The 14,890-nt window shown below is 73.4% G+C and carries 11 protein-coding genes; 6 read left to right on the forward strand and 5 right to left on the reverse strand.

Annotation, left to right across the window (positions count from 1 at the left end; translation table 11 throughout):
• Nucleotides 1-57: 57 nt before the first annotated feature.
• The 3 genes from Q5530_RS11680 to Q5530_RS11690 form a co-directional block, all read right to left on the reverse strand.
• Nucleotides 58-1,317, reverse strand: a complete 1,260-nt coding sequence (locus tag Q5530_RS11680) for an FAD-dependent oxidoreductase (RefSeq protein WP_415362186.1) — start codon at nucleotides 1,315-1,317, stop codon at nucleotides 58-60.
• A gap of 125 nt (nucleotides 1,318-1,442) precedes the next feature.
• Nucleotides 1,443-2,981 carry a PucR family transcriptional regulator gene (locus Q5530_RS11685; protein WP_415362187.1) on the reverse strand — a complete coding sequence of 513 codons (1,539 nt, stop codon included), beginning with the start codon at nucleotides 2,979-2,981 and terminating at the stop codon, nucleotides 1,443-1,445.
• A 145-nt stretch (nucleotides 2,982-3,126) separates the two neighbouring features.
• On the reverse strand, nucleotides 3,127-3,546 hold the full coding sequence (locus Q5530_RS11690; RefSeq protein WP_415362188.1) for an ATP-binding protein: 420 nt from the start codon (nucleotides 3,544-3,546) through the stop codon (nucleotides 3,127-3,129).
• A gap of 233 nt (nucleotides 3,547-3,779) precedes the next feature.
• Here Q5530_RS11690 and Q5530_RS11695 point away from each other — a divergent pair, with 233 nt between their 5' ends.
• The 4 genes from Q5530_RS11695 to Q5530_RS11710 all read left to right on the forward strand — a co-directional run bounded on the left by Q5530_RS11695 (nucleotide 3,780) and on the right by Q5530_RS11710 (nucleotide 7,459).
• A complete protein-coding gene (locus tag Q5530_RS11695) occupies nucleotides 3,780-5,003 on the forward strand; it encodes a PP2C family protein-serine/threonine phosphatase (RefSeq protein ID WP_415362189.1) in 1,224 nt (407 codons plus the stop codon).
• A 76-nt stretch (nucleotides 5,004-5,079) separates the two neighbouring features.
• On the forward strand, nucleotides 5,080-5,892 hold the full coding sequence (locus Q5530_RS11700; RefSeq protein WP_415362190.1) for an alpha/beta fold hydrolase: 813 nt from the start codon (nucleotides 5,080-5,082) through the stop codon (nucleotides 5,890-5,892).
• Complete coding sequence (locus Q5530_RS11705; RefSeq protein WP_415362537.1) at nucleotides 5,892-7,148, forward strand: PP2C family protein-serine/threonine phosphatase; 1,257 nt, start codon at nucleotides 5,892-5,894, stop codon at nucleotides 7,146-7,148. Before Q5530_RS11700 ends, Q5530_RS11705 begins: the two co-directional genes overlap by 1 nt.
• Entirely contained in the window at nucleotides 7,136-7,459 is a 324-nt protein-coding gene (locus tag Q5530_RS11710; protein WP_415362191.1) for an STAS domain-containing protein, read from the forward strand. Before Q5530_RS11705 ends, Q5530_RS11710 begins: the two co-directional genes overlap by 13 nt.
• 24 nt (nucleotides 7,460-7,483) lie before the next feature.
• Here the strand turns inward: Q5530_RS11710 and Q5530_RS11715 are convergent, their stop codons facing one another.
• Nucleotides 7,484-9,772, reverse strand: coding sequence for an Orn/Lys/Arg decarboxylase N-terminal domain-containing protein (locus Q5530_RS11715; protein ID WP_415362192.1), 2,289 nt, complete (start codon nucleotides 9,770-9,772; stop codon nucleotides 7,484-7,486).
• A 554-nt stretch (nucleotides 9,773-10,326) separates the two neighbouring features.
• Between Q5530_RS11715 and Q5530_RS11720 the strand changes: the two genes are divergently transcribed.
• Nucleotides 10,327-11,658: a pectate lyase gene (locus tag Q5530_RS11720; RefSeq protein ID WP_415362193.1), complete on the forward strand. Its 1,332-nt coding sequence runs from the start codon at nucleotides 10,327-10,329 to the stop codon at nucleotides 11,656-11,658.
• Nucleotides 11,659-11,739: 81 nt separating this feature from the next.
• Here Q5530_RS11720 and Q5530_RS11725 read toward each other — a convergent pair whose 3' ends face one another.
• Nucleotides 11,740-13,473 (reverse strand): cellulose-binding domain-containing protein, encoded by a 1,734-nt coding sequence (locus Q5530_RS11725; RefSeq protein ID WP_415362194.1) that lies wholly within the window; start codon nucleotides 13,471-13,473, stop codon nucleotides 11,740-11,742.
• Between the two features lie 432 nt (nucleotides 13,474-13,905).
• On the opposite strand from Q5530_RS11725, the gene Q5530_RS11730 reads away from it, so the two are divergent.
• Nucleotides 13,906-14,688, forward strand: coding sequence for a transposase family protein (locus tag Q5530_RS11730; RefSeq protein WP_415362195.1), 783 nt, complete (start codon nucleotides 13,906-13,908; stop codon nucleotides 14,686-14,688).
• Nucleotides 14,689-14,890 lie beyond the last annotated feature (202 nt).

Raw genomic sequence — 14,890 nt, forward strand, 5'->3', positions numbered from 1 at the left:
CCGGTGGGCCACGCGTGGTCTCGGCAGGTCGTGCCGGGGCGGGACGGGGGCCGGCTCTCAGCGCAGCGGGTCGAACGGCCGCAGCGCCTCGGGCTGCTTGCCGGTGGTGATCTGCTCCGCCAGCAGCCGCCCGGTGACCGGCCCCTGGGCCAACCCCCACATGCCGTGCCCGCCCGCGACGTAGATGTGCCGGGCGCGCACCGCGCCGATCAGCGCCCGGCCGTCCGGGGTGACCGGGCGCGGGCCGACCCACACGTCCCGGCGCTCGTCCCAGCGCACGCCGTCGAGCAGGTGGCGGGCGGAGGCGGTGATCGCGTCGACCCGGGCCGGGGAACCGGGGGCGTCCGGGTCGCGGAACTCCATCGTGCCCGCCACCCGCAGCCCGTCCTGGTACGGCGTGCACGCCACGCGCACGTCGGGCAGGTACACCGGGCCGGGGACCGGGCGGTCCACGGGCACGGTGAACGAGTACCCGCGTCCCGCGCGCACCGGCACCCGCACGCCCCACCGCCGCGCCAACCGCGACAGCCACGCCCCGGTCGCCACCACCGCGACGTCGGCGGCCACGGCCTTGCCCCGGCGGGGGTGGACCGTGACGCCCCTGCTGTGGGTGCGGATGCCGTCGACCTCGAACACCCGGATCGTGGCGCCCCTGGCGACCACCGACCGGCCCAGCGCCCGCACGAACGCGCCGGGGTCGACGTGGCGCTGCCCGTCGACGCGGACCCCCGCCGCGAGGGCGGGCGAGGCCAGGGGCACGTGCTCGCGCAGCCCGTCGGCGTCGAGTTCGACGTGCTCGACCGGCTGGCCGGCGTCGGCCATCCGGCGCAGCTCCCGCAGCAGCCCCCGGGCCCGCCGGGGCGTGGCGAAGGCGGCGGTGATCGGCGCGGCGACCGCGGCCGCGTCCACGCCGTTGGCGGTGAGCACGTCGAACGCCTCGACGCTCTCCTCGTTGAGCGGCAGGTTGGCCCGCACCGCGCGGGTCCACGAGGACCACCGGCACTGGGCCGCGAACCTGGCCAGGAACGCCCACAGCTCCGGGTCCGCCGACAGCGGGACGTGCAGGGGCGCGGTCGGGCTCAGCAGCGACCGCAGGCCGTAGCGCAGCACGGAGGGCTCGTTGAGCGGGATCGCCAGGCCGGGCGCGATCCACCCGGCGTTGCCCCACGACGCCCCGGCCGCCACCCCGGTCCGGTCGACCACGGTCACCTCGACGCCGCGCTCCTGGAGGAACCAGGCGGTCGACAGCCCCACGATGCCCGCGCCCACCACGACCGCCGACCGCGGTCCGCCGTCGACGTGCTCGACGTCGGCCATGACCACCTCCACACCGGGACGAATGCCGCTGACGAAAGCCAGCATCGCCCGGGGCGCCCCCGGTCCCGTTGTCCGTCGCCGACAACCTCGGCGGGTGTTCTTGTCGGGAACCGACAGCGGGGTGGTCAGTCGTCCCCGGCCGCCGCCAGGTCGATGATCATGGCGAGCCGCTTGCGGGCGTCGTCCAGGTCCAGCGCGGTCACCTCGGTCATCCGGCGCAGCCGGTAGCGGATGGTGTTCGGGTGCACGCCGAGCCGGGAGCCCGCCCGCGCCAGGTCGCCCTGGGCCTCCAACCACGCCCGCAGCGTGGCCACGTAGTGGGTGGCGTGCTCGTCGTCGTGGCGGCGCAGCTCGGCCACCGGTCCCCGGGCCGGGGTCCGCCCGCCCCGCGCGGCGGCGCGCAGGCGTTGCAGCAGGATGTCGTCCCACGACTCGTCGTAGGCCGGGGGCTCCGCGCCCGGTGCGCGCGCCTCGTGCAGCGCCAGGCACTCGTCGGCCTCCTGCCTGCTCGCGGGCAGGTCGGCGGCCGACGCCGGGCCGCCGACGCCGGCGGTCACCGCCACCCGGGCCGGCAGCGCGGCGCGCAGCCGGTCCACCCACTCCCGGGCCGCGGCCACCCCGTCGCCGGGCAGGACGGTGTAGAGGGTGTTGCCGGACAGGGCGCTGCGGCCGGGCCTCGACCAGCCGAAACCGGTGGTGGCCCGCTCGAAGGCCAGCAGCAGCGCGGCGTGCCGCTCGGCCGCGATGCGCGCGCGCACGGCCACCACCCGCAGCGCGCCGGGCGGCAGTCCGAGCCTGCTGAGCACGGTCGCGGCGTCGGCGGTGCCCTCCAGCAGGCGGATCACCAGGTCGGACTCGACCTGCCGCTCCAGGTCCGCGCTGGCCTGCCGGCGCAGCAGGTGCAGCGCCACCGTGCGCGCCCCGTCGGCCAGGGCCGCGCCGCGCGCGCCGGTCAGCGGGCTCCCGCAGGTGACCCACACCGAGCCCAGCAGCTCCCGGCCCGCGCGCACCGCCACCACCATGCGCCCGGTCAGCCCGTGCTCCGGGTCCCGCTCCACGAACAGCGGCCCGTCGTGGGCCGCCAGGTGCGCGAACACCCCGCGCTCCTCGAACACCGCGCGCAGCGGGTCCGGCGCCCGCCGCCCCAGGATCGTCGCCAGCCGCGCCGGGTCGGCGCCCTCCTGCGAGCTGGAGTAGGCGAGCACCCGCGACAGCCGGTCCTCGATGGTCACCGCGCCGCCGACCGCGCCGGCCAGGTTGTCGGCCAGCGCGAACAGGTCGGTCGGGCCCCGGCCGGACTCGGTCTCCCGGCCCTCCAGGACCAGCCCGTAGACGACCCCGGCGAGCTGGCTCCACGACACCGCCGGCTCGACCACCAGCACCGCGACGCCCTCGGACTCGCCGAGCGCGACGCCCTCCGCCTCCGCTCCCCCGGCGTCGCCGTGCACCAGCACCGCGCACGCCCGCGCCGCCACCGCCCACCCCACGGCCTCGGCCACCGAGCCCGCGCCCACGGCCAGGAACACGTCGCCGTCGACCGCGCGGACCTCGGTGGACTCGCGCATCACCACGCTGCGCAGCTCGGCGTCGCGCGGCACCGGGCAGCACGCCAACCGCACCCCGTAGCCGCCCAGCACGTTCACCAGGCGGTCCAGCCTGATCATGAGCACCCCTGTCCGACACCGACGACCCACGGTAATCGCCGGTCACCGGACCGCCGAGGTCACCGGATCAGGTGACCCCGCCGGAGGCGCTCACGCCGGGGAGCCGCCCCCAAGGACCGGGCGGGCCCGCGGGGTGCCGCCGCGGTCACGCCGCCGACCGGTCCCACGAGGACGAGGCGCAGGGCACCTGAGCCCAGACGGTCTTGCCCCCCGCGTGCCGGACCGTCCCCCACTCCTTGCTCAACCGGTCGACGATGACCAGCCCGCGGCCCCGCTGCGGCCCCAGCCGCGACCTGCCCAGGGTCGGCTCCCCGGACGAGCCGTCCTCCACCTCGATGTGGACCGCGCACGGGTCGACCGACCGGCGCAGCATCACCCGGCGGGGCACGGAGCCGTGGTCGTAGGCGTTGGCCACCAGCTCGGTCACCACCAGCACGCAGTCGCCCAGCTCGTCGTCGGTCAGGTCGGCCAGCGCGTCCGCCGCCCACCGGCGCACGAGCACCAGCGGTGGGACGTCGGCGGCCAGGTCCAGTGCCAGCGGTCCGGGCGCCTCGGAGTCGTCCATGGTGCCGCACCCTCCCGTTCAAGACGCCTGCTTCGTGCGGTTGGTACCCCGGAGCGGCCCCGGTCATGCGCCCCGACGCCCATCGGCGGTTCCGGGGGGCCGGGGGTGCGGCTCGCCCGGCGGACCGCCGTTCCGGGTACGCTCGTTTGCTCGACGCTGGCTCGTACGGCACCCGCCCTACGCTCGTGCCGGTCGCTCGGTGCGCACGGTCGGGACTTGGACGGGGTTGACGGATGGGTGGTACGCGGAGTTCGGGGATGCGGCTGCGCGTGCTGGAGGCGATCACCGACAGCGCGCTCCGGGAGCTCGACCTGGACAAGCTGCTGGAGGTGATGCTGTGGCGGGTCCGCGACCTGTTCGCGGTCGACACCGCCACCGTCCTGCTGGTCGACCACACCGGCGGGCAGCTCGTGGCCAAGGCGGCCTCCGGCCTGGAGGAGGAGGTCTTCCAGGGCGTCCGGGTGCCGGTCGGTGTGGGCTTCGCCGGGCGCGTGGCCCAGACCCGGGAACCGGTGCTGATCGAGCACGTCGACGAGTCCACCGTGGTCAACCCCCTGCTGTGGGAGCGGGGCCTGCTGGTCCTGCTGGGCGTGCCGATGCTGGCCCAGGGCGACCTGGCCGGGGTGCTGCACGTCGGCAGCACCGAGCCCCGCCGGTTCACCGACGCGGAGGTCGACCTGCTCCAGCTGGTCGCCGACCGCCTCGCGATGGCCGCGCACGTGCACCGGTCGCGTTCCGAGCGGTCCGCGGCCGCCATGCTCCAGGACAGCCTGCTGCCCAGCGTCCTGCCCACCGCCGACGGGTGGGAGATGGCCGCCCGCTACGTCCCCGGCACCGACAGCGGGGTCGGCGGCGACTGGTACGACGTGTTCCACCTGCCCGACGGGCGCATCGGCCTGGTGATGGGCGACGTGGTGGGCAAGGGGCTGCCCGCCGCGGTCGTCATGGGCCGCCTGCGCAGCGCGCTGCGCGCCTACGCCCTGGAGTTCGACGACCCCGCGGAGGTGCTGGGCAGGCTGGACCGGAAGGCCAGCCACTTCGAGACCAACACCATGGCCACGGTCGCCTACGCGGTCATCGACCCTGCGGCCTCCGGCATGGACCTGGCCCTGGCGGGCCACCTGCCGCCCGTGCTCGCCCTGCCCGGCCGGGAGGCCGTCTTCGCCGACGCCCCGGTCGGCCCGCCGCTGGGCTACGACCTGGCCGTCACCGGCCGCGTGAGCGCCCACGTCGACCTGCCGCCGGGCGCGCTCGCCGTCCTCTACACCGACGGTCTGGTGGAGCGCCACGACACGGACCTGGACAGCCGCCTGGAGCAGCTCCGGCTGTCGGTGTCGCCCGCGGCGCCGGAAACGGCCTGCGTCCGGATCATGGCCGCCCTGGTGGGCGACCAGCCCGCCACCGACGACGTCGCCCTGGTGGTGCTCCGGCACAGCCCCGGCCCCGGGGCGGACTGAGCCGCGCCGGGTCCCGACCGCCGACACCGGCCGTGGTGGTGCCGGCCCGGGGCCGCGGTGGTGGGATACTGCCGCGGTGGACGTGCTGAGCAGGAACCACGTGACCGTGTCGGGCCGCGAGGACGGGCGGGCCGTCGTGTTCTCGCACGGTTTCGGGTGCGACCAGAACATGTGGCGGTCGGTGGTCCCGGCGTTCGAGCGCGACCACCGGGTGGTCCTGTTCGACCACGTGGGCGCGGGGCGGTCCGACCTGTCCGCGTGGCTGCCGGAGCGCTACTCCACCCTCGACGGCTACGCCGGCGACGTGCTGGAGCTCCTCGACGAGCTCGACCTGCGGGACGTGGTGTTCGTCGGGCACTCGGTGAGCGCCATGATCGGCGTGCTGGCCGCGAACCGGGACCCGTCGCGGTTCGGCGCCCTGGTCCTGGTCGGGCCGTCGCCGCGCTACGTCGACGACGGCGCCTACCGGGGCGGGTTCACCGCCGAGGACATCGACGAGATGCTGGAGTCCCTGGACAGCAACTACCTGGGCTGGTCCACCGCCATGGCCCCGGCGATCATGGGCAACCCGGAGCGCCCGGAGCTGGGTGAGGAGCTGACCGAGAGCTTCTGCCGCACCGACCCGGACATCGCCCGGCACTTCGCCCGGGTGACGTTCCTGTCGGACAACCGCGCCGACCTGCCCCTGGTCACCGTGCCGACCCTGGTCCTCCAGTGCCGCGAGGACGTCATCGCCGAGCAGCGGGTCGGCGAGTACGTGCACCGGAGCATCCCCGGCAGCGAGCTGGTGGTGCTCGACGCCACCGGCCACTGCCCGCACCTGAGCGCGCCGGAGGCGACCGCCGAGGCCGTCCTGGACTTCGCCGCGCGGCGGGGCGCACGGCCGTGATGTGCGCGGCCGGGAGCCGGCTGGACCCCGAGGAGCCCGGTGACGGCGAGCGGTCGGGGACCGACCCGCGGGCGGTGTTCTCCTCGCTGCTGGAGGACAGCCCCGAGGAGCTGTACGACCGGGCGCCCTGCGGCTACCTGTCCACCCTCATGGACGGCGAGATCGCCAAGGTCAACGACACGCTGCTGGACTGGCTCGGGTACCGGCGGGAGGAGCTGGTCGGGACCAGGCGCCTGGGCGACCTGCTGACCACGGCGGGCAGGCTCTACCACGAGACCCACTACGCGCCGATGCTGCGCATGCACGGCGAGGCCCGCGAACTGGCCCTGGACCTGGTCACCGCGGCCGGTCGCCGGCTGCCCGTGCTGCTCACCGCCGTGGTGAAGAGCACCGAGGACGGCCAGCCGCTGCTGGTGCGCGTCACGGTGTTCGACGCCCGCGAGCGCCGCTCCTACGAGCGCGAGCTGCTGGCGGCCAAGCGGAAGGCCGAGCAGGAGCGCGAACGCCTCCAGCGCCTGACCGGCACCCTCCAGCGCACCCTGCTGCCCGACGCGCTGCCCGACATCGACGGCCTGGAGGTCGCGGCCCACTACCGGGCCGCGTCCAGCGACCAGGTCGGCGGCGACTTCTACGACGTGTTCCCGCTGGGCGGCGACCGGTGGGGGTTCTTCCTGGGCGACGTGTGCGGCAAGGGCCCCGAGGCCGCCGTGCTGACCTCGATGACCCGGTACGCCCTGCGCGCCGCGGCCGTCCGCGACGCCGACCCGGCGGCGGTGCTGACCACCCTCAACGAGGTGCTGCGGCAGCAGCGGTCGCCGGGGGCGCCGCGGTTCTGCACGGTCGTGTTCGGCGTGCTCCGGCCCGACGGCGACGGGTTCGCCGTCGACCTCGCGGCCGGTGGGCACCCGCCGGCCCTGGTCATCCGCGCCGGCGGGGAGGTGGACGTGCTGCACACGCCGGGCGGGCAGCTGGTCGGCGCTCTGCCCGAGCCCCGGTTCACCGGCGCCTCCACCCGCCTGGCCCCCGGTGACGTCTTCGTGCTCTACACCGACGGCCTGACCGAGGCGCGGCGCGCCGACGGGACCATGCTGGAGGAGGAGGGGCTGGCCGAGGCCGCCGCGGCGTTCGCGGGCCGGGGCGCCCACGGCGTGGTGGCGTCGCTGGTGGACCTGCTGACCGAGTGGTCGGGCACACCGTCCGACGACACCGCGGTGCTCGCGATCGGCCACCCCGGGGAGGCGGCGTGCTCGCGCTGACCACAACCACCAGCGGGACCACCTGCACCCTCGCCCTCGTCGGCGAGCTCGACCACCAGACCGCGCCCCGGCTGCACGAGGCGCTCGCGGGGCTGCGCCTCGCGCGCGGCGGCCGGCTCGTCCTGGACCTGGGCGGGCTGACCTTCTGCGACTCCAGCGGGCTCGGCGGCTTCCTGGTCGCGCACGAGGTCGCCTCCGACGCGGGCGCGGCGATCACCCTGGCCGACCCGCCCAGGGTCGTGACGAGGATGCTGCGCTTCACCGGGCTCGACTCGGTCTTCGGCACCGGGGACACCGCCGCGACGGGCTGACCGACCGGTCGACCCGCCCGCGGCCTACCCGGTCACGCAGGTGATCCAGTAGCCGCCGTCCTCGTGGTGCACGCCGTGGGTCTCGGCGGCGAACCCGGGGAAGCGCCGGTCGAAGCCCTCCAGCGCTTGCAGGTAGCGCAGCAGCGGGCCGTCGGCCGGGCCGACGCGCTCGCCGGGCACCAGCACCGGGATGCCGGGCGGGGTGGTGGTGACCTGGGTGGCGACGACCCGGTCGGCGAGGTCGGCCAGCCCGACCAGCTCGGTGCGGCCCCGGATGAAGTGCTGGTGCGCCTCGGCGGGGGTCATCGCCGCGACGGGCGGTGTCGGGTTGGTGAACGCCTCGTTGAGCAGCGCGATGACCCCGCTGCCCGCCAGGCTGTCGTGCATCTCCCGGCACAGCTCGGGCAACGTGAGGTCCGCGTACCTCGCGGGGTGGGCGCGGACCAGGTCCGGCAGCACCTCGCCCAGCGGCGCCCCGCGGTCGTGGAGGTTCTTGAAGTCGGTCAGGGCGTCGAGCAGCGTCCCCCACTTCCCCTTGGTGATGCCCATGGAGAACAGCACCAGGAAGGTGTAGACGTCGGTCTTCTCCACCACGATCCGCCGCGTCTCCAGGTAGGCGGTGACCACCCGGGCGGGGATGCCGGACGCCGACACCGCGCCGAGGGCGTCGACGCCGGGGCAGGTGATCGTCACCTTGACCGGGTCCAGCAGGCAGAAACCCGGTTCGAGGCCGTCGAAGCCGTGCCACGGCGCGCCCGGTTCGAGGGTCCAGCAGTCGGGTCGGGTGCGCAGCAGGTCCAGCGGCGCCCGTTCGAAGGCGACCCGCTCCCCGGTGTCCGGGTCGGTGACCTCGGTGGGCTGCCACACGCCGAAGAACCACGGCGGCCGGTCGCCCGCCGCGGCCAGGCGCGCCCCGAGGCGGACCGCGGCCTGGCGAAACCTGATCGCCTCGGTGATGGCCTCGGTGGTCAGCCACTGCCCCGCGGGACCGTCCATCATGCCCGCGGCCACGTCGCAGGAGGCGATCATCGGGTACAGCGGCGAGGTGGTGCCGTGCATCATGTAGGTCTGGTCGAACCGGGCGCGGTCGAACGGTACCCCGCCGCCGGACTTGACGTGGATCATCGCGGACTGGGACAGCGCGGCCAGCAGCTTGTGGGAGGAGTGGGTGGCGAACACGGTCGGGCCCCGCGCCCCTTCGACGGCCATCCCGTAGCGCCGGGCGTAGAGCGGGTTGAAGCGGCCGTAGGCGAACCACGCCTCGTCGAAGTGCAGGACCGCCGTCGAAACGCCGAGCAGTTCCGCCACCCGCACGGCGTCGTAGCACAGCCCGTCGTAGGTCGAGTTGGTGATGACCGCGTACACCGGGTCCGGGGAGGCCGCGCCCTCGGTGATCGGGGTCCGCGCGACCCGGTCGCGCACCGCGTCGGCGGTCAGCCTCGCGGGCGGGACCGGGCCGGTGGTCCCGTAGCCGTTGCGGGTCGGCACCAGGTAGACCGGGCGGGCCCTGGTCAGCACGACGCCGTGGTTGACGGCCTTGTGGCAGTTGCGGTCGAGCAGCACGATCTCGTCGTCGGCGACGGCGCTGTGGACGATCATGCGGTTGGACGTCGAGGTGCCGTGCAGCACGAAGTAGGTCTCGTCGGCGCCGAAGACGCGCGCGGCGTTGCGCTCGGCCTCCCCCACCGGACCGGTGTGCTCGAACAGCGAGCCCAGCTCGCCCACCGACACCGACACGTCGGTGCGGAACAGGCGCTCGCCGTAGTAGTCGTAGAACGCGCGCCCCACCGGCGACTTCAGGAAGGCGACCCCGCCGGCGTGGGCCGGGGTGTGCCAGGAGTAGGCGTGGGTGTCGTCGAACCGGCGCAGCTCGCGGAAGAACGGCGGCAGGACGTGCTCCAGGTACTGCCGGGCCGCGAAGTCGATGCGGCCCGCGATGAAGTCCGGGGTGTCCTCCAGCAACCAGATCCAGCCGTTGACCACCTCCGACACCCACAGCGGCGCTTCGTCGTCGTACTCGCCGGTGGTGAGCAGGAAGACGGGCAGCCGCGCGGAGAACCGGTCCAGCAGCAGCCGCAGGACGCCGCCGTCGCCCGAGCGCACCACGGCGGCGACCAGCTCCCAGCTCACCACGGCGGCGGCGATGTCGGCGTCGGACCCGACCACCGAGGCGGCGTCACCCGCCGAGTGGACCAGCACCACGTCGTGGCCGCAGCCGCACAGGTGGGCGCGGACCTGCTCCACCTTCGCCGCGGGTACCGAGCGGTCCGCGGTCGCCCGCTCCGCGACGATCAGGACAGTCGACTGCGACATGGTCCGGCTCCCTCTTCCTCGGTCCGGGTGGGCCCGTCGGTGTGAAAATAGGGAACTCCGCGCGCGGCGGTCCGAAAATCACCGGTTCGTGGCGACTCCCTCACCCGGAAGTGGAAGTCCGGCCCGCGCCGAACCGCCGCCCGTCGTTCACGAGTGTGACCGGGGGGCCGCGGATTCCGTTCACGAATGTGACCGCCGGCATTGACCCGCACCGGCGCTTTCCCGGCGGATGATCAATCCGGACGGCCACCACCTCGGTGTTCGACGGATTTCGACGGCCCGCCGCACGGAGCACCCCGGAACCATGGTTGACCAGCGGCTTCCCCGCCACCTAGCATTCATCCGGAAAGCGGTTTCCGTACGACGAGGTAAGGAAGCACCCAGGAGGCGCCGCGTGGCCACCCACCCCGTTCCCGCCGGTACCTGATTTCCGGGAGCGAGCCGACAAAGGCGTCTGCCCCGTTGCCGCGCGAAACGGATTTCGGCGAGCACCTCGCCGAAAGAGGAATTCACCACCGGCCCCGGCCTCCGGGGAAGTCAGAAGTGGAGTCGTCATGAGCACACTTGACCGATCACCGACCACGCGGACCGGGCGCCCGGGTGACGCCCGGTGGCGCCTGAGCCTGACGGCGGCCGCGGGCGCCACGGCGCTGGCCGCCGCCCTGGTCGCCTGGCCGAGCGCCCCGGTCGCGGACGCCGCGGTCGGCGCGGGCACCTACACGGTCACCAACGCGGGCAGCGGGCAGTGCCTCGACGTGCCGGGTGCCGGCACGTCGAGCGGCGTGCAGCTCCAGCAGGCGGCGTGCACCGGGGCCGGCGGCCAGCGGTGGACGCTGACCTCGGTCAGCGGCGGGTTCCGCATCGCCTCCGCCGCCAACGGCCTGTGCGTCGCCGTCCGGGACGGGTCGACCTCGGCGGGCAAGGTGATCGAGCAGACCTCGTGCACGGGCTCCGCCGGGCAGACCTGGTCGTTGACCCAGAGCGGCAGCAACTACCGCGTGGTCGACACCAACGGCGGCAAGTGCATGAACACCAAGGACAACTCCACCTCGGCCGGCGCGCCGGTGCAGACCAACTCCTGCGACAGCGCCGCCACCAAGCAGTGGACGTTCTCCCCCACCTCCGGCGGGCCGACCTCGACCACCACGTCGACGTCGACCACGACGAGGACGACCACCACCACCACGACGTCCCAGCAGCCGGGCGGTGGCGACGGCAGCGGCTCGTGGCCGTCGGACACCGGGAGCGTGCACCAGACCACCACGCGGGACGTGGGGACGTACTTCAACGGTGGGATGAAGCGGTACTACGGCATCGGTGACGGCGGTCAGGGCGAGGGCCAGGACCCGATGTTCGTGGTGGCCAACGGCGGCACGATCGAGAACGTGATCATCGACGCGCCGGCCGGCGACGGCATCCACTGCTCGGGTTCCTGCACCATCCGCAACGTCTGGTGGAACGACGTCGGCGAGGACGCGGCCACGTTCATGTCCTCCAGTTCCTCGGCGACCTACCTGGTCGACGGCGGCGGCGCGAAGTCCGCCTCGGACAAGGTGTTCCAGCACAACGGCGCGGGCACCCTGACCATCCGCAACTTCCAGTCGCACAGCGTCGGCAAGCTGTACCGGGCGTGCGGCAACTGCTCGTCGTCCTACCAGCGGCACCTGGTGATGGACGGCGTGACGGTGCGCTCGACCAAGGTGTTGGCGGGCATCAACACCAACTGGGGCGACACCGCCCGGTTCTCCCGGATCACCGTGTACGGCAGCGCCACGATCTGCGAGAAGTACCAGGGCGTGCCGAAGGGCTCCGAGCCGAAGAAGATCGGTGAGGGCGCCGACGGCAAGAACTGCTTCTACTCCACGTCCGACATCACCTACCGCTAGCACCTGCCGGCGGTCGGGCACGGACGAACGGGAACCCCGCGGACGAGGTCGTCCGCGGGGTTCCACCCTGTCGGCCGGGCGTCAGTTCGGGGCGTGGATCTGGTCGGCGGCGTTGGCCGCGTAGTCCCTGGTGGCGCCGCGGACGAACATGTTCACGGGAGCGTGGTTGCCGGAGAAGTGCTGCTGGATCGAGCCGTTGAACGGCGTGGTCGACGCGTTGCGGCCGTACACGTCGGTGTAGACGGTGGTGGGTCCGGAGTTGCGCACGGTGAACCCACCCGGCCGGAACTCGCGCAGCGTGCCCTTGAACGGGGAACGCGGGTCGTCCCAGGCCACCCGCTGCCCGGTCTGCTGCGTGATCCGGCGGACCTGGTCGCAGTAGTCGCCGCGGATGTTGTCGTAGCAGAGGTCGACCTGGCGGGCGAGCCGGTTCGGCGCCGAGGCGTCGTAGTACCGGCTCGGGTTCAGCACGTAGAACAGCGGCGAGATGGTGAACGACAGCTGCGACGTGCTGACGGAGAAGTCCGAGAACCAGAACTCGTGCAGGTCGTTGGTGTCGAACGGGACCTCCTTGCCCTGGATGACCTCGTAGTGGGTCTTGCCCTCCCGGATCGCCTGGACGCAGTCCGCGGCGGTGATGAGCCGGCCGAGCGAGCGGGTGTCGGACGGCGAGTCCGCGGGCACGGCCTGGCCGACCGAGGTGAACCTGCCGGTGAAGTTCGGACCCGGGCAGTCGGTGGCGCTGAAGCCGCCCGGCCGGCCGTTGGGGATCAGCCCGGCGAAGCGCGCCTCGCTGATCTGGCCGTTGTCGTTGTGCGAGCACCGGTTGTGGTAGATCAGCTCGTGCACGTTGTTGGTGAACGCGTCGGTCGAGTGCGTGCCCTGGTGGAACTTCAGCAGGACGTCGCACACGGCGATGGTGCTGCCCTGCGGCGGGAAGAAGCTGGTGCCGTTGTCGCCCTGGACGACGTTGGAGTTGTTGACCGCCAGCACCTTGTGCCCGACGTGGTCCTCGTGCCGGTGGACGCCGCCGGGGTTGGCGCTCATCATCACCTCGCTGGTGTAGCCGAAGGGCGGCCACTTCGCGGTGGTGAACAGGTCAGAGGTGCGCGGGTCGTCGCCGTGCTCGTGCCCGAAGGCGCAGCCGCTCGGGTCGCGCGGCGGGTGCCAGGTCGGGTAGACCTTGCCGTCCGGCCCGTACACCCAGTACCGCGCGTGGACCTCGACGGCGCACTCACCGCCGCGCGGCGAGTAGCCGGCGCCCGAGGTGATCAGGTCGTAGGACATGCCGGTGGCCGCGTCCGCCGGCGGCAGCGACCTGCCCCAGGCCGGGTTGTCGGCCGGCGGGGTGCTCGTGGGCGACGTCGTGGGTGAGGTCGTCGGTGATGACGTGGACGACGAGGTGGACGACGAGGTGGGGCTGCTCGTCGGGGAGCCCGTGCAGGCGGTGCCGTTGAGGGTGAAGCCGCCGGGCGCGGGGTTGCTCCCGTTCCACGAGCCGTTGAAGCCGAACGACACGGTGGCGCCCGTCGCGATGGCGCCGTTGAAGCTCGCGTTGCGCGCGGTGGCCTGGTTGCCGCTGTGGGTCACGGTGGCGCTCCACGCCTGGGTGACGCGCTGACCGGCGACGAACTCCCAGTTCAGCGTCCAGGAGCTGACCGCGTCACCCAGGTTGGTGACGTTCACGTTGGCGGTGAAGCCGCCCTGCCACTGCGACGTGACCGAATACGTGACGCCGCACCCGGCGGCCGCGGCCTGCGCGGCGACCACTCCGCCACCGGCGGTCGCCGCGGCGACCGCCACGACGGCCGTCAATCGTGATCGGTGTCTGCTGAGGTGCATTCTGTCCTCCACGAGATGAGACCGGCTCTGAACTGCGGCTCGGGCATCGCGCGGGTGGTACCGGGGCCGGCCCGGTCGCCTCGGCGCCGGGCTGCGCACCTGGTTCTTCCCGTTGTCGCTGCCCTTGGGTGGCGGTGTGCCTGCACCCGGGGCGGCGCCGGGGTGGTTCGGATGTCGAAACCTTGTCGACGCGGCCAGTGTTCGGCCGACTCCGCGAATTTGTCAACATTGTCGCAATTTTGCGAAAAGATTCGCGGCAGGAGTTCGGCCGGAAATATCACAATGAGTCATTTTCATCGTGACGTCGCAGGTCACGGTGCGGGCTGAGCAGTGGGGAGCGGTGGGCGAGGCTCCCGGTAAGACAGCAGTCGACCAAGATCCGATGCCCCAACCGGGAGCCTCGCCGTGCTGTCTTACCCTGCCGCGATTCCGCTGTCCAACCACACCCTCGTCCGCCTGGGCGACCTGATCCGCGCGGAGCGGACTCGGCGTCGGTCTCGTTGGCGGCGACTTGACCCTGGTCGTCAGGCGCTGCTCGTGCTCGCGCACCTGCGTAACGGCGACACCCACGCCCGCCTCGCCGCCGGGTTCGGCATCTCCCTCAGCACCGCCTGGCGCTATGTCCGTGAAGCGGTGGACCTGCTCGCCGCCCTGGCCGACGACCTCCACGCCGCCGGTGAACGCGCCGCCCGCCTCGCCTACGCGATCCTCGACGGCACCCTGGTCCCGATCGACCGCGTCGCCGACCAGAAGCCCTACTACTCGGGCAAACACCATCGCCACGGCGTCAACGTCCAGATCCTCGCCGACCCGGCAGGTCGGCTGGTGTGGGCGTCGGCGGTGCTACCCGGCGCCGTCCACGACCTGACCGCGGCCCGCACCCACGGCCTCGTCGACATGCCGACCACCCACAACGTCACCACGTTCGCCGACAAGGCCTACCAAGGCGCGGGCGGCACGGTGCGCACCCCGTTCAAGCGCCACGCCACCCGGCCACGGCTGTCACGAGGTCAAAAGGCGGTCAACCGGGCACACGCCCGCATCCGCGCCCTCGGCGAACGCGCCGTCTCGCTGCTCAAGACCTGGAAAGTCCTGGCCAAGCTCCGCTGCTGCCCACGCCGGGCAACCGCGATCATCGCGGCCATCCTCGTCCTGCACCACATCCAGACCCGCCGCCAACCACGATGAAAAAGGTTCAATGTATCCGGCGGGGGTGGGCAGCCCGCGAGCCCGGCCCCTCGAAGACCCGGCGGCCGGCACGGCGGGCACCCGTGCGGGCCGGCTCGGGACCACCGGCGGGTGGTCCACCGGCTCCGCACCCCAGCCACAGTGACGCGCATCACAAGAAAGGACCGGCGAACGGGTAACGTTCACGGGCTTGCGCAAGTTG

Origin of the sequence: Saccharothrix sp. BKS2 (assembly GCF_047689505.1) — a bacterium.
GTDB classification, from domain to species: domain Bacteria; phylum Actinomycetota; class Actinomycetes; order Mycobacteriales; family Pseudonocardiaceae; genus Actinosynnema; species Actinosynnema lopnurensis.